This window comes from Actinomycetota bacterium (genome assembly GCA_005888325.1).
In the GTDB taxonomy this organism is placed as follows: domain Bacteria; phylum Actinomycetota; class Acidimicrobiia; order Acidimicrobiales; family AC-14; genus AC-14.
In genome coordinates this window covers 19132-45362 of sequence record VAWU01000022.1, presented here as the reverse complement: position 1 = coordinate 45362, position 26231 = coordinate 19132, and the positions used below count along the sequence as shown (strand labels likewise).

The following is a 26231-nucleotide window of genomic DNA, read 5'->3' as shown; positions in this document are numbered from 1 at the left end:
CACCGACATCCGTGATGGCATCCACACAACCATGAGAATCGCAGTCACGGGCGGGGCCGGCTTCATCGGGTCGCACGTGGTCGACCGCTTGGCGAGCGACGGTCACACGATCGTCGTGATCGACACGCGGCGTCCGCATCGCTCCGATGTCGAGCACCACGACGTCGACATCCTCGACGATGCCGGCTTGCTCCGAGCGACCGAAGGCTGCGATGTCGTGTTCCATCTCGCTGCGGTCTCCGACGTGAACGAGGCGGTCGCCGACCCCGTCCGCACGACCGAGCTCAACGTCCTCGGCACGACGAAGGTGTGGGAGGCAGCGCGACGCAACGGCGTGCGACGCGTTGTGCTCGCCAGCACGGTATGGGTGTACGGCACGGCGACCGGCAGCGGTGTCGCCACCGAGGATGCGCCGTTCGACCTGTCCCGCGCCGACCACGTCTACACGTCGTCGAAGTTGTCGAGCGAGCTGGTTGCGCACAACTACTACTCGCTCTACGGGCAAGAGTTCACGATACTTCGCTACGGCATCCCGTTCGGGCCGCGCATGCGGGGCGCCCTGGTGATCCCCAGGTTCGTGGGGATGGCGTTGCGCGACGAGACGATCACGATCGACGGCGACGGGTCCCAGTTCCGCAACTACATCTACGTCGACGACCTGGTCGAGGCGCATGCGCTCGTGCTCGCGGACGGGGCCGCGAACCAGGTGTTCAACCTCGAGGGCCCCGAGCCGGTCAGCGTGCGCCATCTCGTCGATTGCATCAGCGAGGCCACCGGTCGCCCGGTGAGCACGGTGTCCCGTCCCGCGCGCGCCGGGGATTACGCAGGGCGGACGGTGTCGTCTCAGAAGGCCCGCGACGACCTGGGCTGGGTGCCGGCCATCTCGTTCGACGAAGGGCTCCGTCGCTACGTCGACTGGTACCGATCTGAGATGGACCGGCCCGTGCCGGTCATGGCTCCCGCTGCGCCCGGCCGCCGCCTCTCGTTGGCGACATCGCGGGTGCTGGCGGGATGCGTGGTGGCGGGACTGCTCGTTCCGGCGCTGGCATCACAGTGGGACGCGGTGACCGCGCGTGCACCTGTTGTCGCGACGGCCGTGGGGTTGGCGTGCCTCATGGCGTGGCTGGTCGCCCGCCACGTCCCTCGGCCGTTTCCGAGACTGGTCGGTGGGGCCCTCGTCGCGACGACCGTCTGGCTGCTCTCGCAGACGTCGGTCGGTCCCGTCACCTGGCTCCTCGGCCTCGCGCTCGGAACCGGGATCGGCATGTGCCTGCCCGCCCGCGGGCTGGCGCGCGATCCGCTGGTGGTCGGGTCCGCGATCACGGCGGCCGGTGGTCTCGTCGCGCTTCGCACCGGCGGCAGCCCCAGAGCCGTGATCTTCGCCATCGGGGTCCTGGGCGCGCTCGTGGCCGTTCGCGACCTGTTCGGCCGTCGGGCGCTCCCGCAACGACCCAGGCCCCCGGCGCTGGTGCTGGGTGGGACCACGGTGCTGTTCACCGCGGTGCTCGCGTCGTGGATCGGCGCCACGTCGGCGAGCGCCACCTGGTTCGGCGCGATCGTGAGCCATGGTCCGCGTGACACCGCTCGGGTCGCGCTCACGTTCAACGGTAGCCCGAGCAGGAACACGCTCGCGATCCTCCGCATTCTCGACACGAGTGACGTGAAGGCGACGTTCTTCAGCGACGCGGAGGCGGTCGACGCCAAAGCCGTGGCGCTGCACACGCTGCTCAGCGACGGGCAGCTCGTCGCCAATCACTCGTACGTCGAGCAGCAGCGCGCCTGGCTCGATCCACGCTTTCGTGACCTCGGGCGGGCGCAGCATGCCTTCGCCCGCGAGCTGGGCGTGTGCCCCACGTTCTTTCGACCGCCTCACGGCAGGCACACGCCGTTGATGGCGCGTGTCGTCCATCATCACGGTATGACGATGGTGGGATGGGACGTTGCCGCCCACAGCCGCTCCTCCGACGACGGCCGCGCCCTGGCGCGTCAGGTGTTGCGGCAGGTGCGGCCGGGCTCGATCGTGATGCTGGGCGACGGTCTCGACGACGCGCGGTCCACGGACAGCCGGGCGATCCTGCGCGCGCTGCCGATCATCGTCGACGGTCTCCGTGATCGCCATCTCCAGCCGGTGCGGCTCGACGAGCTCCTCCGTCTCCCTCCGTACGGAGGAAGCTGCTGACGCCGCACCCTCAGATCGAGCCGAAGAACTCGACGAGGGCAGACGCGACCTGGTCGCCGTGCGTGAACACCCCGAGGTGGCTGGCGTCGGCGATCTCCACGAACCGGGCGTTCGGGATCCGCGCCGCCGCCTCCCTCGAACGCGCGGGCGGCGAGTCGACGTCGTGCTCGAACGCCAGCACGAGGCAGGGCGCCCGAATCGAGGGCCAGGCGTCGGTGCGGGCGACGTCGAGCGACCAGCTCAGGCACGCCTCATACTGACCCAACCGACCCGGGTTGGGCCACGGCGGTTGGTCGCCGATCATCGCCAGCCACGCCTCGACCACCTCGTCCTGCTGCAGCGCCTGATTCGGGAGGTACCGGAGCGTCTCGGTGGCGTAGAAGAGACGCGGCAGGTCGTAGTCGAGGCGGGCCATGTCGCGCTCGACGGTCGTGATCGCCTTCTCCCACGCGGTCGCCACGTTGCAGCTGCCGAGGAAGGCGGCGGCGCGCACCCGATCGGGGTGTTGGATCGCGAGCGTCTCGGCCACCCAGCCACCGAGCGAGTAACCCGCGAACCGGGCCGCGCCGATGCCGAGGTGATCGAGCAGACCGAGCGCGTCGGCCGCGAGGTCGGCGACGGCGTAGGGCGGGGGCGGAGACGATGAAGGCGCGACACCCCGGTTGTCGAAGGTGACGACCCGGTAGCCGGCTGAGGTCAGAGCGGGGACGAGGCCGAGCTGCCAGGCGATCGCAGGTTGTCCGCATCCGCAGATCAGCACCACCGGGTCCGCGTCGGGATCACCGCCGACGTCGAAAGCGATGTCGACGTCACCCAGGCTCACCGTCGGCATCGACCCCTTATACCTCACGCGGCGCGCCCCGTCGACGGGTACGTGGATCGACCAGTTGCTCCATGTGATCCCCTTATCCTGGATCGATGCTCGCTCGACGCGGCCTGGTGCTCGGCGCCTGCCTTTCGATCGTCCTCCTGTCACCGGCGGCCGCGCAGACCCAGGCGCCCGCTCCGACCGCGGTCTCGGGCGAGCTCTTCTACACGACATACAGTCCGCCGGCAGTGAAGAAGGTCGCGTTCACCTACGACTCATCGGGATTTCGGATCGGCCGGCGCGTGCTGATCGCCAACCTGCCCGGCGCGGACGGCATCGTGTTCGCGCCCAACGGCAAGCTCATCGTGGGCGGTGGCCCGACTGGGACGGTGTTCGAGGTCGATCCCAACTCCGGCGCGGTGCAGTCGGTGAAGTCCGGCGTCGCCGGCGCGTACCACGTGAGCGTCGACCCGAACGGCAAGCGCGCCTGGACCGCGGGTCTGCCCGGCACGCTCGCCGAGGTCCCCCTCGAGCCGTTTACCAACGGGACCCCGCGCCCGATCACGGGCGACGATCTGCTCGTCACGTCGGTGGGATTCGCCCTGGGCAAGGCCTTCTACACGTCGAGCGACGCAAACGGCGGCGGGAACTTCGGACGGATCGACCTCAGCACGATGCGCACGCAGCGGCTCCTGAGCGATCTGCGAGGGGCACACGGCATCACGTTCGACTCCTCGTCCGGCTCGCTGTTCCTCTTCGGCAGCTTCTCGATCCTACAGATCGACTCGGGCACCCCGACGGTGGTCTCGTCGCAACGCAACGTCCTGGGGCTGCGCTTCGACCAGGGCACCGTGGACGGACGCGGCCATCTGTTCGCGGCCGACAACGGCGGCAAGCTCGTCTTCGTCGACTACTCCGCGACGCGCCGGATCGGCGACGAGCGGAACCGGGTGGAGACCCGTTTCCTCGACCCCGCCCTCGACGACCTCGCGCCGCTGACGGGACCCGGCGCGAAGCCCGCGGCCGCGGCGAAGTCACACACCGCCCTGTTCCTGTTGGTCGGGGTCGCGCTCGCCGTCGTCATCGTGGCCGCGGTCGTCACCCGACGGCGGCGCGCGTAACGACGCGAGCGCCATGGATCCGGGTGAACGCGTGCGCTGGGTGCTCGAGACGGCGACCGCCGTCCTCCATGGACGGGTCTCGGCGGAGCAGGGCACCCAGGCGGTCCGTCTCCAGCAGGACCAGCTGGTCGTGCTCCTCCGCCGCGACCGCGACGCGGTGACCCGGCGGGAGTCGGAAGCGGTCGCCGTCCGTCTGCGGCTGCTCGCCGAGCAGCTCGTCGACTCTGCCGAGGCGCGCGACGATCCCGAGGGCTATCTGGCGCTGGCCGAGGCCCTCGGGGAGATGGCAGCCGTCCTGCGGTGAAAGCAGCACGCAGTCGGGCAGAACCCCTGGGAAGGGAAGGGCCGAGGGTGCCGCAAGAGGGGGGAACCGCAGCCCCCTCGGCCGAACCTTCCACCTGACCCTTCGGCAGAACCCGGGCCGAACTGTAGGGAAATCTCGGCGCCACGGGTGTCAACCCCCGCCTGGGTCATCCTGAAAATGATCCTCAAGCGCATGCATCGCGCTTTCGATGAATGGAATGCGAGTTCTCCTGACAAAGGCAAAGCCACCGGAAGGTGGCGACGCAAAGTCACGGGGCCCAGCACTGTCGACGATGACAGGAGCGGCCGGCCGGACTACCTGGAGGTGTCTCCTCGGCGACGGGGCGGGGCCCACGGGCGGATGAACGGGGCCTCGCTCCATCCATTGCAATTCATCGAGCCGAAGGAGCAACACCCATGCTGGAAATGCTGCGCAAGCGGCGTGAGGACGACGAGGGCTTCACCCTCATCGAGCTCATGGTGGTCGTCCTGATCATTGCGATCCTCATCGCCATCGCGATCCCGACGTTCCTCGGCGCCCGTCAGCGCGCTCAGGACCGGGCCGCACAGTCGAACGTCCGCAACGCCTTCACCGCGGAGAAGACGTTCTACACCGACGGCCAGGCCTACACCCAGACCGTTTCCGATATGACGGCGATCGAGCCGTCGCTCACGTACACGACGAACGCCGCCTCGTTGGCCGCGACCGGCAACCTCGTCTACCTGAACGTCTCCACGACAACCACCACCAACGACACGGTGATCCTCGGTGCGCAGAGCGGCTCGGGCAAGTGCTTCTGGCTCAAGGACAACACCGCAACGGGCACGAAGTACGCGACGACCACCGCCACTCCGTGCGCCAACCCGGGAGCGGCTGCCATCACCGGCGCCTCCTGGTAAGCCAGCAGTAGGACTCCTGTAGACACCCGAGACCCTGAGAGGGAGCGGCTCCCGCCGCTCCCTCTCTCGCGTCCGGCGTTAGGGTCGACGGCGTGCGGATCACCGACCTCCGGACCCCGGCACTGCTGGTCGACGTCGACGCGCTCGAGCACAACCTGGCGACGATGGCCGACGCGTTGCCGGGCGCGCGGCTGCGTCCCCACGTCAAGGCGCACAAGTGCACGATGCTCGCCCAGCGCCAGTGCGAGCTGGGCCACCCGGGCTTCACGGCCGCGACGATCCACGAGATCGAAGGCCTGGTGGCGGCCGGGCTGGTCGAGGACCTCCTGCTCGCCAACGAGGTGCTCGACGCCCACCGCCTCGGGCGCCTGATCGTCACCCACAACGCGCGCATCACCGTGGCCGTCGACTCCGAGGCGACCATCGATGCCGCGGTCGAAGGCGGCCTGCACGAGGTGGTCGTCGACGTCAACGTCGGCATGCCGCGCTGCGGCTGCCCGCCCGACGACGCGGGCCGCCTGGGCGACCTCGCCCGTCGCCGCGGGCTGTCGGTGCGCGGCGTCATGGGCTACGAGGGCCACATGGTGCTGGTGGCGGACCGCGACCAGCGGGCCGAGGGTGTGGAGAAGGCGATGCTCGACCTGCAGCTCGCGCACCAGGCCGTCGGCGGTGACCTCGTGTCGGCGGGCGGCACGGGCACCTACGACCTCAACCGGTGGGCGACCGAGATCCAGGCCGGTTCCTACGCCCTGATGGACACTGCGTACGCCAAGACCGGCGTCCCCTTCCGTCAGGCCCTTACGGTGCTGGCGACGGTGATCTCGGTGGCCGCGGGCTGGGCGGTGGCCGACTGCGGGCTGAAGGCGCTCGGCATGGACCACGGCAACCCGTCGATCGACGGCGCCACCGTCCTCTACTGCTCCGACGAGCACATCACCTTCGTCCCCGACGAGAGCCGGCGGGTACGCGTCGGCGATCGGGTCCGCGTCATCCCCGCGCACGTCGATCCCACCGTCGCGTACCACGCGCACCTCTACCTCGTCGACGGCGACGACGTGGTCGACACCTGGCCCGTCGACCTCCGCGGCTGGTAGCCGCGAGGGTGCGCCGCGGCCTCGCCTCGCCGCGCGTTCTTTTCGCGCTCAACCACCGTCGCGGTGGTCGCGCGTACCGAGAAGTCGAAGGCGTGCGTGGCGTACCCGACGGACCTCGGCCGCGACCGCCGGTTGTCGGCGGGTGAGGTCAGCCCACGTGTAACGGAGAGGCTGCCACCCTGCATCGACGAGGGCGTTCTGCCGTGCGAGATCTCGCTGGAGCGCGGGCCCGGACCCGTGCGTCTCGAGCCCGTCGAGCTCGATGAACAGCTTCGCCTCCGGGTACGCGAAGTCGACGCGTGCTATCCAGGTGCCGTCGTCGGCCAGCACGTCGAGCTCCGGCACTGCGGTCGGAAGCGCGAAACCTCGGGCGAGCGACGAGAACTTCGCCTCGAACACGCCGGCCGGGCGGGGGTTGTCGCGCTGCTCGTCGAGGAGCTTACGGAAGACCCGCACGCCTCGCCTCCCCTTGCGCGCAACCCGCTCGAGCGCTGCCTCCGTGGCGTCGAACGCGGCCAGTCGAGTGGACAACGCTCGATGCAGTGCATGGGCCACCGTTCCGACCGGGGCTACCGCGGCCAGGTCGACCAGCGTGCGCATGGGATTCGTCACCGAGATGCCTCGACGCAGAGTGGTGTCGGCGCGCTCGAGATCGGTTGCCCGGTGTACCACCACGTTGCGCAATCGGTGGTGGAGCGGGCGAGGCACGGCGATCTCCACCACGTCTGGCTCCTCGTCGAGCAGACCCCAGATCCACGCTGCGCTCCGGTGCGACGCGGCCGACTCCGCTCCGGCGGCGAGGCACGCGGCCACCACCCGCTGCTCGTATGTGACCGGAGCGCCGGCCACGCGGTACACACCGCGATGCACCCGCTCCCACCGCCCGCTGCCCAGCAGACGTTCGATCATCCGGTACGTGATGAGCTGCATCGCCTGGTCGTGCGTGATGAGGCCCAGCTGGCGTTGGGCGATCGCAGCCAGCCCTCGCTGGATCACGCCCGACAGTTCAGCAGGGGGCTACGACATCATCCCTTCTCGTCGCGCTCAGCCACCGTGACGGTGGTCCAGCGCGACAAGAAGGGTGGTGGCGAGGGCCGAGAAGGCCCGGAAGCGGTGGGAGACGGCCTGCTTCTCGGCCAGGGTCATCTCCGCGAACGTGCGCCCGTCGCCGTCGTCGGGGACGAAGACGGAGTCGTACCCGAACCCGCCGCTTCCGCGCCGCGCTCCGGTGATGACGCCGTCGACCGCGCCCTCGGCCACCAGCTCGCGCCCGTCGGGGAGGCAGGCCGCCGCCACCGTGCGGAAGCGGGCCCGGCGCGAGCCCGGTGGCACGCCGGCCAGCGCGGCGAGCAGCTTGTCGACGTTCTCGTCAGAGGTGGCCGCGGGGCCGGCGAAGCGGGCGGAGCGCACACCCGGCGCGCCGTGGAGCGCGTCGACCTCGAGCCCGGTGTCGTCGGCCACCGCCGGCTCGCCGGTGGCGTCGCGCACCGCGCGTGCCTTCAACAAGGCGTTCTCCACGAGCGTTGCGCCCGTCTCCTCGACATCGGGCACCGACGCGGGCCGGGCCACCACCTCGAAACCGTCGAGCAGGTCCTCGATCTCGCGGGCCTTGTCGGGGTTGGCCGTGGCGAGGACGAGCCTCACGAACGCGGCGCGGGCGGTGTCGCCAGCACCTCGGCCTGGTGGTCGAGGATCTCGGCGATGCCGTGCTCGGCCAGACCGAGGAGGTCATCGAGCTCGCTGCGGCTGAACGGAAGTCCCTCGGCCGTCCCCTGCACCTCGATGAAGCGCCCGGTGGACGTCATGACGATGTTCATGTCGACCTCGGCGCGCACGTCCTCGGAGTAGTCGAGGTCGAGCAGCGCGACCGCGTCGACGACGCCCACCGACACCGCCGCGCAGGCGGCTTCGAGGGGATGGGCCTGGAGCCGTCCGGCCTGCACCAAACGCGTGCACGCGTCGTGCAGGGCGACGTAGGCCCCACAGATCGACGCGGTGCGCGTGCCGCCGTCGGCCTGCAGGACGTCGCAGTCGATCAGGATCTGCCGCTCCCCCAGCACCACCATCTCGGTGACGGCCCGGAGCGACCGGCCGATCAGCCGTTGGATCTCCTGCGTACGTCCGGACGGCCGCCCGCGCACGACCTCTCGATCGGTGCGCTCGCTGGTCGACCCGGGCAGCATCGCGTATTCGGCGGTGACCCAGCCCTTGCCCCTGCCGCGCATCCACGGCGGCACCTTCTCGTCGACCGATGCGGTGCACAGCACGCGCGTCCGCCCCATCGAGATCAACACCGACCCGGCCGCGAACTCGGTGTAGTCGCGCTCGAACACGATCGGACGCAGCTGGTCGGGCTGTCGCCCGTCGCGCCGGGCGCTCACGCGACGGTGTACCGTGTGTTGTGCGCGGCGAGCTCGGCGGACGCACCGAACGCGTCGGAGCCCTCGTCGAGACTGCGGACGGGGTCGAGCGTGGGCCACAGGTGGGTGAGGAGCAGACGGCGCGCGCCCGCCGCCCGGGCCGACGTGCCTGCCTGGCGGGCGCTCATGTGCTGCACCTTCCCCTCCTCGTCGGACGCGAGCGTTGCCTCGCACAACGCGAGGTCGAGCGCCGGTCCGAGTGCCTCGAGCGACCAATCGGGACCGGAGTCGGCAGAGTAACCGAGCGAGCCGCCGCCACCATCGATGCGCACCGCGAGCGTCTCGACCCCGTGATCGGTGCGCGAGAAGGAGACGTCGAGCCCATTCACCGCGACGCGATCGCCGTCGGCCACCTCGTGCCACGCGAACGTGGGCTCGAGGTCGAAATAGGCGCGGTCGCGCAGGCCGGGCGGTGCGTAGACGGGCACACCGGCACGCGCAGGGGTCCCGTAGCGGCAGGCGACGAAGTAGCCCTCGAGGTCGTGCCAGTGGTCGGGGTGCTCGTGGCTGAGCACGACGGCGTCGACGTCGAGCAGGCCCACGTGCTCCTGCAGAGTCGCGAGCGTGCCGGGGCCCGCGTCGAGCCACACGCTGGTGGCGCCGCTGCGAACGAGGTAGCCGCTGCACGCGCCGCCCGGCCGGGCGTACGAGCCCGAGCATCCGAGCACGGTCACCGTGAGGCCGCTCACCAGACCCACGCCTCCGCCCCTCCGAGCTCGGGCCCGAGCAGCCGGCTCCCCAGCTCCTTGAACCAATCGATGTCGCCCGATGAGACGAACCGGTGACGACCCTTGCCACCGCCAGTGCCCGACCGGCGTACGAGCCCGGTCTCGTGCAGCAGGGCGCGCACCTCGAACGCGGTCTCGTCGGCCGACGAGACGAGCACGATCTCGCGGCCCATGACATCGCCGATGGTGCGGGCGAGGAACGGGTAGTGCGTGCAACCGAGGAGCAGGGTGTCGACGCCCGCGTCCTTGACCGGCGCCAACAGCCGCTCGGCGAGCACGTGCACCTGCTCGCTCCGCGTGTCGCCCCGCTCCACGAACTCGACGAACCCCGGGCAGGCCGCGCACGTGACCGTGACGGGCGCCCGGGTGGCGGCGAAGGCGCGCGGGTACGCGCCCGAGCCGATGGCACCGACCGTGCCGATGACGCCAACGCTGCCGTTGCGTGTGGCGCGCACGGCCGCCCGCACGCCCGGGTCGATCACACCGACGATGGGCACGTCGTGCTCGAAGTGGAGCAGGTCGAGCGCGGCGGCCGACGCGGTGTTGCACGCGACGACCACCATCTTGACGTCGTGCTCCGCCACCAGCAGCTCGGTGATCTGCTGCGCGAACTCGCGCACGTCGTGGAGCGGGCGAGGCCCATAGGGGTAGCGCCCCGTGTCGCCGAAGTACACCAGGTCCTCGTCGGGCAGCAGGTCGATGAGGGCGCGGGCGACGGTGAGCCCCCCGAAGCCGCTGTCGAACATGCCGATGGGCCGGTCGTCCACGATGCGCTTATGCGGCGGCCATCAGAAGTAGACGATCTTCTCGGCCCGCTCGACCACGTCGTCGATGTCGTCGGTCCAGGCGCCGGTGGAGAGGTACTTCCAGCCACCGTCGCTCGAAAGGGTCACGATCACGCCCGTGTCGATCTGCGCGGCCGCCTTGGCCGCGCCCGCCATGGCCGCGCCCGTCGAGATGCCCGCGAACACACTCGCCTCCTCGGTGAGGCGACGCGTCCACTCGATGGACTCACGCGGTCGCACGATCACCTTGCGATCGAGCACGTCGGGATCGAACACCTCGGGCACGAAGCCGTCGTCGAGGTTGCGGAGCCCCTCCACTCGCTCTCCGGCCGGGGGCTCGACCGCCCACACCTGCACGTCGGGCTTGCGCTCCTTGAGGAAACGGCCGACGCCCATGAGCGTGCCGCTCGTGCCGAGCCCGGCGACGAAGTGGGTGATGTCGGGGCAGTCGCGCAGGATCTCGGGGCCCGTCGTCTCGTAGTGCGCGCGCGGGTTGGCGGGGTTGCCGTACTGGTAGAGGAACGCGACGTCGTCCATCTCCTTGACCAGACGTTGCGCCATGCGGACCGCGCCGTTGGACCCCTCGGCGCCCGGCGAGACGATGATCTCGGCGCCGAAGATCTCGAGCAGTTGCCGGCGCTCCACGGAGACGTTCTCCGGCATGACGACCTTCAGCCGGTAACCCTTGAGCCGGCAGATCAGCGCGAGCCCGATCCCCGTGTTGCCCGACGACGGCTCGAGGATCGTGCACCCGGGCGTGAGGGTGCCGTCGGCCTCAGCCGCCTCGATCATGAACTTGGCGATGCGGTCCTTGACCGAGCCACCCGGGTTCTGTCCCTCGAGCTTGACGAGGATGCGGACACCCGGGTTGGGGCTGAGCCGGCTGACCTCGACCAGAGGCGTGTCACCGATGAGGTCGAGGACGGAGCGGGCCGCGGGCACGACTACCCGCCGGCGACGGCCGGCAGGATGGAGATGACGTCGTCGCCCGAGACCTTGGTGTCGAGCTTCTCGAGGTATCGCACGTCTTCGTCGTTGCGATAGACGTTGACGAACTTGTGCATCGTGCCGTCGTCCTGCACGAGCTGCCCGGCGAGGAGCGGGAACTGGCGGACGAGGTCTTCGAAGACCTCGCCCACGGTCGACCCGTTGGCCTGCACCGTCGCTTGACCGCCCGCGCTGTTGCGCAGGACGGTGGGAAGACGAACTTCGACCGGCATCCTCCTGATCCTACCGACGTTCCAGAGCAACCGGCTCTTCCGTGACGGTGCCGTCGACGATGCGGTAGGAACGGAGCCGCGGCTCGGCTTCGCTGAGCGACACGATCACGTAGTGCCACGCGGGGTCGGGGGCCTGGGCCACGTCGGTGGGCGACGGATACGGCTCGGTGTGGGTGTGCGAGTGGTAGACGCCGATGATGTCGAGGCCCCGGCTCTGCGCGTCGCGATCGGCCCGCAGCATGTCCTGGCTGTTCACCGTGTACAGGCGGGCGGATGCCGCGTCGTTGCGACAGCGGTACGCGACCATCACCTTGCCCGTGCCCAGGGGACCGGCCAGCAGACCGCACGCTTCGTCGGGCAGGTCGTCGAGACTGTGGCCGACCATGGCGAAGTACGTGAGCTCGCTCAGCCGCAGCATCGGCGCCGAGGGTACTGCCGGTAGCGTGGACCCGGCATGGCATCGAAACGCCCGGCCGGGCCGAAGCCCATCGCCACCAACCGCAAGGCCCGTCACGACTACGACGTGATCGACACCTTCGAGTGCGGGATCGTGCTGGTGGGCAGCGAGGTGAAGTCGCTCCGCGACGGCAAGGCGCAGCTCAAGGATTCGTACGCGCGCGTCGAGTCCGGTGAGCTGTGGCTTCTCGGCGTGCACATACCTCCGTACTCTCACGCGCACGGCACCGACGGCCACGAGCCCGAGCGGCGCCGCAAGCTGCTGCTGCACCGGTCGGAGATCGACGAGCTGGTCGGGCGGACGCAGCAGGAGTCGCTCACGCTCGTTCCGCTGTCGATGTACTTCAAGGACGGAAGAGCCAAGGTGGAGCTGGCGCTGGCCCGGGGACGCAAGCGCTACGACAAGCGCCAGGTCATCGCCGAGCGCGACGCCAACCGCGAGGCCGAGCGGGCGATGTCCGCGGCCCGACGCGGGGGCGTGGGCAACCGCCGGAGGATCTGACGGTCACGGCCGGCCGGTACACTGGTGCGGCAACACAGCGTCATTTGACATGGGGGTGCCAGGTCTCGACTTCGGTCGTCGAGACGGGAGAAGCGAGCCGTGGTCTCCGGAGCCACGTAAAAGAGCCGGAAAACAAACACAAACGCCGACGACAACGTCGCGCTCGCTGCCTAAACCACAGCGATGTCCGGCCGGTCCCAGCCCTGCGGGCCGGGTCCGGGCATCATCTCGCAGGGCTCACCTGACCGGCCTCGTCAACGGGTCGGACAGGGACACTTCAGTTGACTGGGGCTCCTCGCCGATGCCGGCGACAGCGAGGAGCCCGAGATCTCACCGCCGGCTGCGCTCGGAGAAGTCCCGTCGAGAAGCTGAAGGACGCGGGTTCGATTCCCGCCACCTCCACCGTTCTCACGTCACGCCGCAATAGTTGCTGCTCGGGCCTCCCTCGAGGAGGCACACCAACACTTCTTGTCGTACGCAGCGGTTCACGACGGTCGCGTACGACAAGAAGGGTTGGGGCGAAGCCCAGGAGCCCCCAATCCGATTCGGATTGGAGGCTCCCGGGGTTGCCATGTCACGGTCGTCGCCAAGACCGTGACTCAGCTCTGGGCGATCCGGTCGTGCGGCTCAGCCGTGCGAGAACCCGTACTTCACGGTGCTGCCGTGGCTGAAACCGTGGTTGATCTTCTTCATGGCTCCCCCTCTTGCTTCGCCCGAATGATTTACTCGGGCTCCTACTGAGAGCAGCGTGCGCCTCGGGGTTTGGACGGCCCTTGGATCCGGCCTGGATCGGCGTCGTGCTGGCATCACCGAGGGGATGCCGGGAGGCGCCCTTCCGGTGAAGGCGCAGCCTCCGCACAATGGGGTGATGCTGCCGGTGTGGATGGCATCCCGGACGCAGCTGCGGCGGCGTCGGGGTGCCACGGTCGGGCTTGCGCTCCTGGTGGGGCTGGCGGGGGGCGTCGTGCTGGTGGCCGCCTCTGGCGCCAGCCGCACCCGCACGGCGATGACGCGCTTCGTCGCGTACAGCCGCCCCGAGGACGTCGTCGTGATCGTGAACGGGGCGCAGGGCGACCCGTCGGATCCGGCCGTCTTCGCGCACGGCCTCGCCACCCGTCGCCGCGTGCTGGCCCTCCCTCAGATCGCGGAGGCGGGTCGCGCCCCGTACCTGTTCCTGTCGCCCGACAGAGCGGGGACACAGGTCGGTTCGATCAACCCCTTCGGCGCCGCCGACGACCACACCTTCCGCACCATCGACCGGCCGCTCGTGCTCCGGGGCCGCCTCGCCCGCGTCGAACGACCCGACGAGGTCGTGGTCGACGACCTCACCGCGGCCCGGCGCCACTTGCACGTCGGCAGCCGGGTGACGATGTGGGCGTTCTCCGCCCAGCAGAACGAGGAGACGAACGCGACCGGGTCGGGGAAGGTCCCCGCGCCCGAGGGACCCCGCTATACCTTCCGCGTGGTCGGGATCGTGCGCGACCCCTCGACCGTCAGCGCCCCGCCGCCGGACGTGACCCGTGACGCGATCTACCAGAGCACCGGCGGCATGTTCCTGACGCCGGCGTTCCTCCGCCGCTTCGCCCACGACGCGGGCACGCCGGTCGAGGTGCTCCCCGGCATGGAGTGGTTCCGCATCCGTCTCCGCCATGGCCCGGCCGACCTGCCCGCGTTCGAACAGGGTGTCCGCCGAGCCGTCGACCCCGGCGACGGCCAGGTCCACCCCGGCTCCGACATCCAGACCGCGGCCGACAAGGCGCAGCGATCCATCCATCTCGAGGCGATCGCCCTCGTCACCTTCGGCGGCCTGGCGGCGGTGGCCGCCCTCCTCGTCGTCGGCCAGGCGCTGGGCCGCCAGGTGGCGTCAGACGCCCGCTTCAACCCGACGCTGTCCGCCCTGGGCCTGAACCGCGCCCAGCTCGTCCTCGTGCCCCTCGTGCGGGCTGCCGTCATCGCCGTCGGCGGCGGCGCCACCGCCGCGGTCGTGGGCTTCGCCCTCTCTCCGCTCACGCCGATCGGGCTGGCCCGCCGGGCCGAGATCCACCCCGGGTTCTCCGTCAACGTGGCCGTGCTGGCGTTCGGCTCCGTCTGCGTCGCGGCCACGGTTCTGCTGCGCGCCCTCTTGCCCGCGTGGCGCGCCGCCCGCACGCTGCCGGACGCGGGCCACGAGCAGGCACCGGCCCGGCCCGGCCTGTTGCTCGGCGCGGTGGCCGGCTCGGGTCTGGGCCCCGCCGCCGTTGCCGGGATGGGGATGTCGTTCGAACGCGGACGGGGGCTCGCCTTCCGCACCGCCCTGCTCGGGACCGTGGTGGCCGTGGCGGGCGTGGTCGCGGCCGTGACCTTCGGCGTCAGCCTCCGCCACCTGGTCGACCATCCCGTCGAGCAGGGCTGGAACTGGGACGTGGTCGTCGGCAACCCGCACAGCAGCGAGGGCCTCATGGGCGACCCGGCCGCGGGCCCGCTCCACGACGAGATGGTGCGGCTGCTGGCCACCAACCGGTACGTCGCCTCCTTCGCGGGGTTCGTTCCCGTCGACGCGATCACCGTCGACGGCCATCAGGTGGACATCGTCGGCGTCGATTCGGAGAAGGGCTCGGTGTTCGGTCGCATCATCGAAGGGCGGGCCCCGGGCTCGGCCGACGAGATCGTGCTCGGCCGGGACGCCCTCGCAAAGCTTCACAAAGGCATCGGCCAGAGCGTCACGGCGCAGGCGGGCGATCGACGCATCACCATGCGGATCGTCGGCGCCTCGCTGCAGCCCACCGCCGGCGACCTGTCGCCCCGGCTCTCCCGCGGCGGTGCCACCACCGTCGCGGCGCTGCAACGTCTCGGTGTGGACGTGCCTGTCCTCCAGTTCGCGGTTCGGTACCGCCCCGGCGTCGACACCCGAGCGGCCCGCACGTCGTTGCTCGACGACTTCGGTCGTGAGGTGCTCCGGCCCTACCCGGGTGGCGAGGTGGGTGACCTCGCGCGGGTGGACTTCCTGCCCTCGGTGCTCGCAGGGCTCTTGGTGGTGCTGGCCGTCGGCGCGCTGGCACTGACCCTCGTCGGCTCGGTGCGTCGCCATCGGCGCGATCTCGCGATCCTGAAGACGATCGGCTTCGTGCGCGGACAGGTCTTCGCCACCGTGGCCTGGCAGGCGACGGCGCTGGCGGCCGGCGCGCTGGTGGTCGGAGTCCCCTGCGGCATGGCGGTCGGGCGGTGGACGTGGGACCTCGTCGCCGGCGGTGTCGGGAGCGTCTCGCCACCGATCGTGCCGCTCGTGGGCGTGCTCGCCATCGGCGCGGCCACGCTCGTGGTCGCAAACCTCCTCGCGGGCGGCCCCGGCTGGGCTGCCGGGCGCGTCCCGCCGGCCGAGGTCCTCCGGGCCGAGTGACGGCGCCGCGCCGCGCGCCCACGGCCCTCTCGTCGACCGCGCCCTAGTCTGCAGCCCGTGAGACGCGGTCCGCGCGCCCCGACGCGAGAGCGTCTCATCACCGTCGCCGTCGTCGCCGGTGCAGTGCTGTTCGTGCTCTGGCAGTTGCAGCCGTCGCTGCTGTTCTCGAGCACGACACCCACGGGCGGCGACACCGGCGGCTACGTGTGGGGACCGCAGTACATGCGCGAGCACCTCCTACCGCACGGGCATCTCACCGGCTGGACGATGGACTGGCACGCGGGCCTGGCCGCCTTCGTCTTCTACTTCCCGCTCCCGTCGTTGGTCATCGCAGTCGCCAGCCTTGTGCTCCCCTACGCGGTGACGTTCAAGGTCGTGAGCGCGCTGGGCCTGCTGACACTCCCCGTCGCCGCGTGGGCGTTCGGTCGGCTGACACGCCTCCGCTTCCCCGTGCCCGCGCTCATGGCCGTGACGAGCGTGGTCTTCCTCTTCGACCACTTCGCACCCCGAGCGCGCGGCGGCGATGTCATCTCGACCGTGCGCGGCGAGTTCGCGTTCTCCTTCGGGCTCGCGCTCGCGCTGCTCTTCCTCGGCCTCGTCGCGCGCGGCCTCGAGACCGGACGTCACCGCGCGTCGGCCGCCGTCGTGCTCGGCGTCACCGTGCTGAGCCACGTCTTCGCCGTCGTCTTCTCGCTCGCGGGCGCCGCGCTGCTGCTCGTCTTCCGCCGCAGCCGGGCAGGTCTCGTCCATGTCGCGGTCACGGTCGGCGTGGGCCTGCTGCTCGCCGCCTTCTGGCTCGTGCCGCTGCAGTGGCGTTACGCCTACGTCCCGCCGACGCGCATCGCCCAGGTCGGGCACTACCTCACCAACGTGTTTCCGTTCGTGAACTCCTGCGCCGACTCCGCCCACTGCGGGCGCGGGCGGTTCCTCTTCAGCCACGTCTGGCACCTCTTCCCGGTGACCGTGCTCGCGGTGACGGGAATCACCCTGGCCGTCCGCCGCCGCCAGCACGTGCTGCTCGCGCTGGGCGCGCTCGGCGCGCTCATGGCTCTCGCGTTCGTGCTCAAGCCCTCGGCCCGACTGCAGAACGACCGCTTCCTGCCGTTCTGGTTCCTCTCCCTCTACCTGCTGGCCGCATACGCCGTGGGCGAGCTGGGTCATCTCGCCCAGGACCTCGTGGCGCGCCGGCGGCGGCGTTACGCGGGGCCACGCGGCACCGAGCCCGCCCTGGTCGCCGCGGTACCGATCGTGGCCTTCGTCCTCGTCATGTGGCTCGTCGGGATCCCGGTGGCCGCCGCCCCGCGCGGGCTGCCGTTGCACGTGACCGACCGGAGCGACGTGCGGGGGTTCATCACCTCCGTGTACGGCGGCTACGAACGTCAGGCGGGGGCCCGCGAGTACCGCGACCTCATGCGGACCCTCGACGCGGTTGGCCGCGACCACGGCTGCGGACGCTTCATGGGCGAGGCCGACCTGCACCCGCTGATCTCCTACGGCAGCTTCAACGCCCTGCTCCTCGTGCCGTACTTCACCGACGGGTGCGTCACGACGGTGAACGAGGGGCTCGAGGTCTCGGCGACCGCGCCCTACGAGCAGCTCCTCAAGAAGGAGCTCTCGCAACTTCCGTTTCTCAGCCTGCAGAATCTTCCCTACGGCCGGCTCGACGTGGCCCGCGGGGTCGACCATCTCCAGTTGCTGGGCGCGCGCTACTACGCGGCCTACACCGCCGGCGCGCGTCGTCAGGCCGACGCCGAGCCGCGCCTCGAGCGGCTCGCCGACGCAGGCAAGTGGCGCGTGTACCGGGTCGCGGACACCGCGCTCGTCACGCCGCTGAGGTTCCAGCCCGCGGTCGTCACCGGGATCGGCGGGCCCGGCCGTTCGTGGACCGCGGTGGGGGTCGACTTCTTCCAGCGCGACCCGTCGGCCTGGGAGGTGCCGTTGCTGGCCTCGGGCCCCCGCGACTGGCCACGGGTCGCGGCGCGACCACAGCCCGCGAAGCACACCAAGGACGGCCTCGTCGTGCTCGGCTCGACGGTCGACGTCGCCGCGCTACGACACCCGGTGACGCCGGCACGGGTGAGCAACGTGCGTCTCGACGACGACCGCGTGTCGTTCGACGTCGACCGCCCGGGCGCGCCCGTGCTCGTGCGGGTCTCGTACTTCCCCAACTGGCGGGCGACGGGCGCACGCGGGCCCTGGCGCGCCACTCCCAACTTCATGGTCGTCGTGCCGACCGCCCGGCACGTGTCCCTCCACTACGGTCGCACTCCGGTCGACACCGCCGGCACGGGGCTGAGCCTGCTCGGCGCGGCAGCGGTCGTCGTCCTCGCCTGGGCCGACCGCGCCAGGGCGGGCGCACCCGACCCCGATCCCGCACCCGCACCGGCTGCCGCCCCGACAGGTCCCGCGCGTCGCCCCGCGCCGGTCTCCCGGAAGCAGGGCCGTTCGAGATCTCGCCGCCGACGTCGCTGAGGTTCAGCGCTCCTCGCGGACCGCGAAGCGCTCGACGTAGAACCGCAGGGCGCGCCGCCGCTCCTCACGATCGAGACCGAAGTCCGCCAGGTCGTAGATCAGGCCTCCGTGACGACCCCGCGGGTGATCGGCCATGAACGAGTCCATCGCGGCGCGCGCCTCGGGTGTCATGGCTTGGCCCGCCACCCGGTAGATGCGCTCGACCATGGCGACGTCGTCGGCCATGAACTCGTCGAAGCGAACGTCGAGCGACTGGTCGGCGGGCAGGACGTCGCGCTCGTCGACGCACGCGTGGAGCATGTCCTCGACGCGGTCGGCCCAGTAACGGCCGATCTTCCGGGGGTCGACGCGTTCGTGGCTGAGCCGGGCCGAGTAGCTGATCATGGTGGCGAGCGACGCGGTGATCGACACCGGATCTCGGTGGGTCACCACGAACGTGGCGTCGGGGAAGGTGGCCATCAGGGGCCGGAACTGCTCGAGGTGTTGGGGCGACTTCAAGACCCACCTGACACCGCCGCGCTGCCACTGCAGCACCTTCAGCACCGTCTCGAGGTAGCGGTACGTCGGTGACTGGTCGGTGGACTTGTACCAGTCGCGCCAGGTGGGCATGACGGCCATCGTCTCGAACAGCATCGTGGAGAAGTCGATGGCGAGCAGCTGGATCTCCTCGTGCACGTGATGGGTCGTCATCTCGTGCATCCGTCTGAAGAGGGGCAGCGCGGCGTTGAGCACACCGAGCGCCTGTTCCGTGCGGGCGACGCGCGGGTCGGGCTCGTCGCGCCGCTGCCGTTCGTCGTCGGCGAGGACGGGCTCGAGGCTCTCCCAGTACGGAAGCGAGCGCAGGGCGGGGTCGGCCGACATGAGGTTGTGCAGATGCGTCGTCCCCGTGCGCGGCAGTCCCGCGATGACGATGGGACGCTCGATGCGCAGCGCGTGGATCTCGGGATGGCGCTTGAGCACGTCCTCCACGAGCAACCGGTTCTTCAACAACGTCACGAGCTGCGACCAGGTGGTCGTCACGCCGGCCGGGCTCAGTCCCGCCTCGGTCCGGAGCGCGCCGCACAGCACCGCGAGCGGCTCGCGGAAGCGGGGGTCACCGAAGTCGTCGAGGCCGGTCTGCTCAGCTGCCGCCTCGAGCAGCTCGTCGGGCTCGAGATGCAGGTCGGCGCCCATCGCCGTCATCGCGGTGCGGATCGCTTCGACGTCCGCGGGAAAGCGGGGGGACGCGAGGTCGTCGATGCGCACGTCGGCGGGCCGAGTCGCCACCGCTAACCGCCCGATTCGGCCAGGGGAACCACGCGCGCGGTGGGCCGCGACGGCGTGGCCTCCGGGTGGAACCACCGGAACCAGATTCGACCGCGCGGGTGGCCGGCCGTCGACACCCAGTTGGGATGGCCGGGGTCACGCGGCGCGACCACGATCACCCACGATCCGTCGGCGCGATAGGTGAGCTGCCCACCGTTGATCGTCACGCGCTCGTAGTCGTAGTTGTAGGTGTGCAGGAACGGGTTCCAGAGGCACATGTTCCAGAACGCGCACTCGGGTGAGGTGCCCTCGATCACAAGCGCCTCGTCGTCCGCCAGGTCGAAGCTGCCCATGGCGTACGCGGCGTCGCCTGCCGCCCACCCGTAGGTGACCTGAGGGACGCCATAGGGCTCGTCGACCGAGTTGGGCTCGCCGAGCGCGAGCGGCACGAGCTTGGCCTGTTCCTCGATCCACGTGCGGGCGGCGCGGAAACGACGGGCCAGCGCGGAGTCGTCCTCGCGCCAGGTGCGCGGCGGGTCGACGGCCTCGATGTGCCACTCGGCGCGACGACCGACGACCGGGTCGACGAGGTAGCAGCGCGTGATCGCGCACACCGCCTCGGGCTCGAGCTCGAGCCACGTCCCCGCGTGGGCCTCGGGACTGAGGACCAGCTCGAAGCAACCGTCTGCGTCGATGTCGAGGGCGCGATCGTTGACGGTGCCGACGATGCGCTCCGAGTAGCGACCGTCGTCGGGCCCGCCGTAGACGGTCAGCGACAGGTAGACCGCGTCACCCTTCCGTCCCCGGACGCGGTACGTGCGGCGGGGGTCGATGGGTGCGAACTGGTAGAACGCGTCAGCGTTGTCGCCGCCCCACTTCTTGTAGGGCCCCACGATGTCGACGAACCGCGGCCGGTCGGGGTCGGCCCACACGTACACGTCGAACGCGACCTGCAGCACCGAGAAGGCCCACTTGTAGCCCTCGAGCACGCTCTGGGTGTCGAGCGGTTGCGCCGACTCGCCCAGGAACTTCGCCTCGAGGCCCCGCACCGCGTCGATCAACGCGTGGAACGCCTCACTCGTGCGCAGTCCCCTGTCGGTCACCGCCGGGCACTCTATGCCGCCGCTCGCGGCCGCGGCGCGGGTGCAAGGATGAGCGCCCGATGGAGCCCGACCGGTCTCGAGAGCGCATCATCACGCTCGCCGTCGTCGCGGGCGCCGCGCTCTTCGTCTTCCTGCAACTGCAGCCCGCCATGCTGTTCAAGCACACCACGCCGACGGGCAGCGACCTCGGTGGTCACATCTGGGAGCCCAACTACCTGCGCGGGCACCTTCTCCCCCACGGCCGGCTCACCGGCTGGGCCCCCGACTGGCACGCGGGTGTGCCCGCGCTCGTGTTCTACTTCCCGTTCCCCGCGCTCGTGATCGCGCTGTTGAGCGCGGTCCTCCCGTACACGATCACGTTCAAGCTCGTGCTCGCGCTCAGCCTGACGAGCGTCCCGGTCGCGGCGTGGGCGTTCGGGCGACTCTCGGGTCTGCGCTTCCCTGCGCCCGCGCTCATGGCCGTCGTCGCGGTGCCCTTCCTGTTCGACCACTTCCAACCCCAGACCCGGGGTGGCGACGTCATCTCGACGTTGCGCGGCGAGTACGCGTTCGCCATCGGGCTCCCGCTCGCCCTGTTGTTCCTCGGGCTGCTCGCCCGGTCGCTCGACACCCGTCGTCACCAGGCCGCGGCCGCCGTGCTCCTTGGGCTCGTCGTGCTGTCCCACATCTTCACGACGCTCTTCGCGCTGGCCGGCGCCGCGGTCATCGCCCTCATTCGACCGAGCCGGCGGCGCTTCCTCGACGCCGCGTTCGTCGTCGCCGCGGGCGGGCTGCTCGCGGGGTTCTGGTTGGTCCCGCTGCGCTTTCGCTACGGGTACGCGCCCCCGGGCCTGCACGACCACGTCGGCAAGTACTTCCAGAACCTCTTCCCGTTCGCCAGCCGTTGCGCGGTCCGGGGCCAGTGCCAACCCGGACAGTTCCTGACCGACGAGACGTGGCACCTCGGCGTGGTGACGCTGCTGGCCGTCGTCGGCGTCGTCATCAGCGCGCGACGGGGGCTTCGCATCGGCCTGGCCATCGGCGCGCTCGCGCTGGCGATGGCGGTCGGCTTCGTCGTCGTGCCCGGCGGCCGGCTGCAGAACGACCGCTTCCTGCCGTTCTGGTTCCTGGGTCTCTACCTGCTCGCCGCGCTCGGGGTGGCAGAGGGAGGCCACGAGCTCCAGGAATGGCGGGCACGACGCCGGGCGCGGGGGCGGGGGCGGGGGCGGGCGCGGGACGCGTCGGCGGGCGACGTCCGCCCCGCGGTCCCCACGATCCTGCCGGTCGCGGGACTCGCGTTCGTCGTCCTGCTCATCGGCCTGCCGCTGCGCTCGGTGCCGGGCTGGCTCCCCGTCCACACCGTCGACCGCGGCAAGGTCCGCCTCACCATGGACTTCGCCCTCGGCGGCTACGAGGGACGCCCGGGTTGGCACGAGTACGACGCCCTGATGACCACGATGGACCGCGTCGGGCGCGAGCACGGTTGCGGGCGCGCCTTCGCCGAGGCGGATCGCCCCGCGTTCTCGCGGTTCGGAACGCTTGCCGCGTTCCTGCTGCTGCCGTACTGGACGGACAGCTGCATCGCCACCATCAACGAGGGCCTCGAGGTGTCGGAGACCTCGCTCTACGAGCAACTGGTCAAGGTCGAGCTGACCAAGACGCCGAACATCAACCTCTACGACCTTCCGTACCAGAACCTGGTCGTGGGCCAGGGAGTGGAGCACCTCCAACTCATGGGAGTGCGGTACTACCTCGCCGTCTCGCCGGAGACGAAGGCCCAGGCCGACACCAACCCCGACCTCGTGCGGCGCGCCCGCTCCGGCCCGTGGAACGTCTATGAGGTGCGCGGCGCGCCGCTCGTCGCCCCGCTCGCCTTCCAGCCCGCGGTCATCGAGGGGAAGTACGCCTCCGGCGCGCTGTGGAGCCAGGTAGGGGTGAACTACTTCGAGAAGGACCGTCGCGGACGCGACGTCGCCCTCGCCGCCGGTGGTCCGGACAGCTGGGCGCGCGTGCCGGTGCGCGAGCTCGAACCCACCGCCAATGTCTTCAACCTGCCGGCGATCGGCACCGGAGTGAACGTCGACGCGCCCCGGGTGCAGGTGGCGCCGGCGCGCGTGAGCCGGATCCGGACGAGCGACGATCGCATCTCGTTCGACGTCGACCGCACGGGATCACCCGTGCTCGTGAAGACGTCGTACTTCCCGAACTGGAAGGCGTCCGGCGCGCGTGGCCCGTGGCGCGTCACGCCCAACTTCATGGTCGTCGTGCCGACCTCGCGCCACGTCAGCCTCCACTACGGGTGGACGCCGATCGACCTGCTCGGCTTCGCGCTCACGCTCACCGGCCTCGCCGGCGTCGTGTTGCTCGCCTGGTGGGGCCGGCATCGAGCCGGCGAGGTGGTGCCGGTCGCGCCGGCCCCCGCGCCGGTCGCGCCGTCGCCCCAACGCACCCGCCCGGCGCGCCCGCCGACGTCGAAGTCGCAACGCAAGAAGCGGAAGAGGTCGGGCCGAGCGCGCCGCTGACGTGTCGTGTCCGCTCAGCCGGCGCGGAAGAACGGGTTCCACGGCGACGCGCCTGCCGCGATCACCTCGTCGAGCGTGGGCTCGTGGCGGCTTCCCGCGCGCAGCGCGCCGAGCGTGGCCGCGCGGTTGTTGCCGTACACCTCGTCGCCGTCATCCGCGTCCCAGTCCACCCAGACGGCGGCGATCAACACGAGCTCGTCGACCTGACCACGCGGGATGGCGCCCTCGGACACCGCGTCGACCACCCCGCCCGCGACACCGGCCTGCGCGGGTCCCCACGTGAGGCGGGCGTGCCCGTCGCCGCGCACCTCGGCCTTGTTGACGAAGAGCGTGACCGGCTTGGCCGGAAGGCCGGGCCGCACCACGGCGACGAAGGGTGCGTGACCGTGGGTCGGTGTCGCCAGCGCGGTGGCGAACGCCGCGCCGACCGGGCCGGCCCGGGTGCCGAGCACGGTGTTCACGTGGGCGGCGTTGGCTCCCGACCCCACGAAGCTCTCGCCGATCTGCACGACCGCGACTGTGCTCAGCCGAGCCGCCCGTAGCGGGCCAGCTTCAACTGGTCGGAGCTCACGGTGTCGGGCTTGGTGTCGTAGGCGAGGAGGGCGACGTATCTCGGCACCCGTCCCGCGATCGGCGTGACCCGGTGCATCGAGTTGCGCCCCTCGAAGAGCATCAGGGTGCCCGGCGTCATCGGCACGCGCTCGACCGCCTCGTGCGGCTCGCCCCGGAGCACCCTCGCCACCTCGTCGTACCTCTCGTCGCCGGCGCTGCGGATGCGGCGCGCGCTCACGAAGTCGCCACCCTCCTCGCTGTCCTGGAGCGCGATGGAGACGACGAAGTCGGTCTGGTCGAAGTGCCAGCCCAGCTCGTCGCCCTCGACCATCACCGCGAGGTTCAGCGCGCCCATCGGGTCGGCGTAGCGGTACAGCGGTGAGCGCCCGAGCACCGCGCCGACGAACGTCATCATGGGACCCCACTCGTAGAGGGCGCGCAGCGGGGACGAGGGAGGGAACCGGTCGTACGCGAGCGCGCGTACTGCGGAGCGCACGACGAAGCGCCGCGGGTGGCCCTCGGCGAACGAACGATCGGGACGTTCGAGGTAGGGCGTGCCGCTCGCCTCGGAGAAGTGGGCCTGCGGCACCAGCTCGTCGGCCTCCCGGCACAGGAGCCGCACCGCTTCGGGTGTGAGGAACCCGGGCAGGACGCTGACCCCGGTGGCGGCCAATCGCCGCTGCTCGGTCGCGACGATCCGCTTCGTGGCGGACGCCTCGAGGTCGGTCACCGGCCAGCGCGATCGGTCGATCAGCTTCTCCGGCGCAACCGTGACACCCGCGGTGCTCGTCCTCCCACCGTCCGCCCGCGACATGCGTGCGACCCTAGTGCTCCGCGTCCTCGAGGGGACCGGCCGCGGTGCGTCGGGGCAGACGGGTGGCCACCAGCGCCCCCAGCAGGGCGACGGCGAGCATGAGGAAGTCGATGGCCGCGATGCTCGTGCGCCGGCTCCACGGCGCGGCCTCACCTGCAGCGACGATCGCTCCGCCCAACCCGGTGCCGAGCGCGACGCCGAGCACGTCCGCGAGCTGCAGCCCGGCCGAGGCCGCGCCCACCCCGTCGGCGGGCGCCTCCGCCAGCACGATCACCGACGCCATCGAGTACGCCAGGCCCATGCCGAGCCCGGCGACACCCCATCCGGCGGCGGCCACCGCCACCGGCACGACGTCCAGCAGGACCGTCGCGATCAACCCGATCCCCGCCGCCACCAGCACCAGTCCCGCGATCGACACGGAGCGCACGGACCGGCGGGTGGCCAGCCGCGCCTGTACCCACGCGCCGGCTGTCCAGGTGAGAGTGGCCGCGGTGAGCGCCAGGCCCGCGATCGTGGTGCTCTGCCCCCGGACCGACGTGAGCATGAGGGGGAGAAACGCCTCCGCGCCGAAGAACGCAAACGTCTGGAGGCTGCGCATGGTCACGGCCGCGGGCAGGCCCGGCGCGGCGCGCAGGGCGCCGGCGGGCAGGAGGCGGAGCAGGGCCGGGAACCCCACGAGGCCACCGGCGACCATGAGCGGCAGGCCGACGAGCGAGTGCAGGCCCAGCCCGCCGAGGAGCAGGCCCGCGCCCGCCGCCAACCGCACCGCGGTGCCGGCCTGCGATTCGGACGACGCCGTCGTCGGCCCGAGACCGCGGAGCGCGGGGACCAGGAGGCCGCCGCCGAGTGGCAGCAGCGGCAGCAACCCGAGGAACACCAGCCGCCACGACAGGCGCTCGGCGACGAACCCTGCGACACCGGGGCCGACGATCCCGGGGACCACCCACGCGCTCGACATCACCGCGAACATGCGCGGGCGCAGCGCTTCGGGATAGCCCCGGCCGATGGCGACGTAGGCGACGGCCGGCACCGCGCCCGCCCCGAGCCCCTGCACGGCCCGGCCGGCGACGACCACGCCCATCGACGGCGCCGCACCGCAGATCACGAGGCCCGCCCCGAACAACACGAGCCCGGCGACGAGCGGCGGAGCCGGGCCGCGCGCGTCGGCCTGGTGACCCGCCACCGTGATGCCGATCAGGTTGGAGAGCATGAACCCGCTGAAGGCCCAGCCGTACAGCGACACGCCGCCGAGCTCGTCGACCGTCTTCGGCAGCGCGGTGGCCACGGCCAGCGCCTCGAACGCGACCATGGTGACGACGAGCACGATGCCGATGGTGAGTGCGCGCCGGTGCGCGTCGAGCACGCCGAGAGGCCCGACCTCGTCGCCCATGCGGGGACCGTAGCCCTCGGGAACGTGGGAGCGGCCGTGCAATGACACGGCCTACGATGACCCGGTGGCCGACGAACCGAGTTTCCGAACTTCGCTCCGCAACTTCCGCGAGTACGACGCTCCTCTCGCGACCAAACTGCAGCTCGTCGTGCGCAACAACCTGATCAAGGCGCGCACTCGACAGAGCTGTTGCGGCAACCACGGTCAGCCCGGCTGTTGAGTGGGGGCCGACGGTCCCCGTGAGGGACCGCACGATCACCAC

At 71.0% G+C, this 26231-nt stretch carries 23 protein-coding genes, 1 other RNA gene, 1 riboswitch and 1 other annotated feature; of the genes, 10 read left to right on the top strand and 14 right to left on the bottom strand.

Annotated elements, in window-relative coordinates; all coding sequences use genetic code 11:
* Positions 1-31: 31 nt before the first annotated feature.
* On the top strand, positions 32-2179 hold the full coding sequence (locus E6G06_07215) for an NAD-dependent epimerase/dehydratase family protein (GenBank protein ID TML92163.1): 2148 nt from the start codon (positions 32-34) through the stop codon (positions 2177-2179).
* A 10-nt stretch (positions 2180-2189) separates the two neighbouring features.
* Here E6G06_07215 and E6G06_07210 read toward each other — a convergent pair whose 3' ends face one another.
* Positions 2190-3221 carry an alpha/beta fold hydrolase gene (locus E6G06_07210; GenBank protein TML92162.1) on the bottom strand — a complete coding sequence of 344 codons (1032 nt, stop codon included), beginning with the start codon at positions 3219-3221 and terminating at the stop codon, positions 2190-2192.
* A 14-nt stretch (positions 3222-3235) separates the two neighbouring features.
* Between E6G06_07210 and E6G06_07205 the strand changes: the two genes are divergently transcribed.
* The 4 genes from E6G06_07205 (at position 3236) to E6G06_07190 (ending at position 6405) form a co-directional block, all read left to right on the top strand.
* The gene (locus E6G06_07205; GenBank protein ID TML92161.1) at positions 3236-4108 is read left to right on the top strand and encodes a WD40 repeat domain-containing protein; all 873 of its coding nucleotides are present in this window, start codon (positions 3236-3238) and stop codon (positions 4106-4108) included.
* A 13-nt stretch (positions 4109-4121) separates the two neighbouring features.
* Positions 4122-4412, top strand: coding sequence for a hypothetical protein (locus E6G06_07200; protein TML92160.1), 291 nt, complete (start codon positions 4122-4124; stop codon positions 4410-4412).
* 227 nt (positions 4413-4639) lie between these two features.
* A riboswitch (cyclic di-GMP riboswitch) is annotated at positions 4640-4734 on the top strand.
* Positions 4735-4828: 94 nt separating this feature from the next.
* Positions 4829-5311: a prepilin-type N-terminal cleavage/methylation domain-containing protein gene (locus E6G06_07195; protein TML92159.1), complete on the top strand. Its 483-nt coding sequence runs from the start codon at positions 4829-4831 to the stop codon at positions 5309-5311.
* A 92-nt stretch (positions 5312-5403) separates the two neighbouring features.
* On the top strand, positions 5404-6405 hold the full coding sequence (locus tag E6G06_07190) for a metal-activated pyridoxal enzyme (protein TML92158.1): 1002 nt from the start codon (positions 5404-5406) through the stop codon (positions 6403-6405).
* Positions 5984-6034 (bottom strand) — a sequence feature (possible 23S ribosomal RNA but 16S or 23S rRNA prediction is too short). It overlaps the preceding gene by 51 nt.
* A 48-nt stretch (positions 6406-6453) precedes the next feature.
* Here the strand turns inward: E6G06_07190 and E6G06_07185 are convergent.
* Genes E6G06_07185 through E6G06_07150 form a run of 8 tightly spaced genes read right to left on the bottom strand, consistent with a single transcriptional unit; the run spans position 6454 to position 11976 of the window.
* Positions 6454-7401 carry a DUF559 domain-containing protein gene (locus E6G06_07185; protein TML92157.1) on the bottom strand — a complete coding sequence of 316 codons (948 nt, stop codon included), beginning with the start codon at positions 7399-7401 and terminating at the stop codon, positions 6454-6456.
* 48 nt (positions 7402-7449) lie between these two features.
* Positions 7450-8049: an RdgB/HAM1 family non-canonical purine NTP pyrophosphatase gene (gene rdgB / locus E6G06_07180; protein TML92156.1), complete on the bottom strand. Its 600-nt coding sequence runs from the start codon at positions 8047-8049 to the stop codon at positions 7450-7452.
* A complete protein-coding gene (locus E6G06_07175; GenBank protein TML92155.1) occupies positions 8046-8786 on the bottom strand; it encodes a ribonuclease PH in 741 nt (246 codons plus the stop codon). The genes rdgB and E6G06_07175 overlap by 4 nt, the downstream gene beginning before the upstream one ends.
* Entirely contained in the window at positions 8783-9769 is a 987-nt protein-coding gene (locus tag E6G06_07170; protein ID TML92154.1) for an MBL fold metallo-hydrolase, read from the bottom strand. The genes E6G06_07175 and E6G06_07170 overlap by 4 nt, the downstream gene beginning before the upstream one ends.
* On the bottom strand, positions 9511-10320 hold the full coding sequence (locus tag E6G06_07165) for a glutamate racemase (protein TML92153.1): 810 nt from the start codon (positions 10318-10320) through the stop codon (positions 9511-9513). The genes E6G06_07170 and E6G06_07165 overlap by 259 nt, the downstream gene beginning before the upstream one ends.
* Positions 10321-10341: 21 nt before the next feature.
* Complete coding sequence (locus E6G06_07160; GenBank protein ID TML92152.1) at positions 10342-11280, bottom strand: cysteine synthase family protein; 939 nt, start codon at positions 11278-11280, stop codon at positions 10342-10344.
* A gap of 2 nt (positions 11281-11282) precedes the next feature.
* Positions 11283-11558 (bottom strand): MoaD/ThiS family protein, encoded by a 276-nt coding sequence (locus E6G06_07155; protein TML92151.1) that lies wholly within the window; start codon positions 11556-11558, stop codon positions 11283-11285.
* 10 nt (positions 11559-11568) lie between these two features.
* Positions 11569-11976, bottom strand: a complete 408-nt coding sequence (locus E6G06_07150; GenBank protein TML92150.1) for a M67 family metallopeptidase — start codon at positions 11974-11976, stop codon at positions 11569-11571.
* A 36-nt stretch (positions 11977-12012) separates the two neighbouring features.
* Here E6G06_07150 and smpB point away from each other — a divergent pair, with 36 nt between their 5' ends.
* From smpB to E6G06_07130, 4 genes are all read left to right on the top strand, one after another.
* Positions 12013-12516: an SsrA-binding protein SmpB gene (gene smpB, locus E6G06_07145; protein ID TML92149.1), complete on the top strand. Its 504-nt coding sequence runs from the start codon at positions 12013-12015 to the stop codon at positions 12514-12516.
* A 51-nt stretch (positions 12517-12567) separates the two neighbouring features.
* Positions 12568-12921, top strand: a transfer-messenger RNA (tmRNA) gene (gene ssrA / locus E6G06_07140).
* A 412-nt stretch (positions 12922-13333) separates the two neighbouring features.
* Positions 13334-15892, top strand: a complete 2559-nt coding sequence (locus E6G06_07135; GenBank protein ID TML92148.1) for an FtsX-like permease family protein — start codon at positions 13334-13336, stop codon at positions 15890-15892.
* 57 nt (positions 15893-15949) lie between these two features.
* The gene (locus tag E6G06_07130) at positions 15950-18364 is read left to right on the top strand and encodes a hypothetical protein (GenBank protein ID TML92147.1); all 2415 of its coding nucleotides are present in this window, start codon (positions 15950-15952) and stop codon (positions 18362-18364) included.
* A gap of 3 nt (positions 18365-18367) precedes the next feature.
* Here E6G06_07130 and E6G06_07125 read toward each other — a convergent pair whose 3' ends face one another.
* Entirely contained in the window at positions 18368-19546 is a 1179-nt protein-coding gene (locus E6G06_07125) for a sulfotransferase (GenBank protein TML92177.1), read from the bottom strand.
* A gap of 86 nt (positions 19547-19632) precedes the next feature.
* Positions 19633-20712 carry a DUF1214 domain-containing protein gene (locus E6G06_07120; protein ID TML92146.1) on the bottom strand — a complete coding sequence of 360 codons (1080 nt, stop codon included), beginning with the start codon at positions 20710-20712 and terminating at the stop codon, positions 19633-19635.
* 59 nt (positions 20713-20771) lie between these two features.
* Between E6G06_07120 and E6G06_07115 the strand changes: the two genes are divergently transcribed.
* On the top strand, positions 20772-23213 hold the full coding sequence (locus tag E6G06_07115; GenBank protein ID TML92145.1) for a hypothetical protein: 2442 nt from the start codon (positions 20772-20774) through the stop codon (positions 23211-23213).
* Between the two features lie 14 nt (positions 23214-23227).
* On the opposite strand, the gene fae is transcribed toward E6G06_07115, so the two are convergent.
* Genes fae through E6G06_07100 form a run of 3 tightly spaced genes read right to left on the bottom strand, consistent with a single transcriptional unit; the run spans position 23228 to position 25969 of the window.
* Positions 23228-23740: a formaldehyde-activating enzyme gene (fae, locus tag E6G06_07110; protein TML92176.1), complete on the bottom strand. Its 513-nt coding sequence runs from the start codon at positions 23738-23740 to the stop codon at positions 23228-23230.
* A complete protein-coding gene (locus E6G06_07105; GenBank protein TML92144.1) occupies positions 23737-24579 on the bottom strand; it encodes an alpha-ketoglutarate-dependent dioxygenase AlkB in 843 nt (280 codons plus the stop codon). Before E6G06_07105 ends, fae begins: the two co-directional genes overlap by 4 nt.
* Before the next feature lie 10 nt (positions 24580-24589).
* Positions 24590-25969, bottom strand: a complete 1380-nt coding sequence (locus E6G06_07100) for an MFS transporter (protein ID TML92143.1) — start codon at positions 25967-25969, stop codon at positions 24590-24592.
* Positions 25970-26231: the final 262 nt, after the last annotated feature.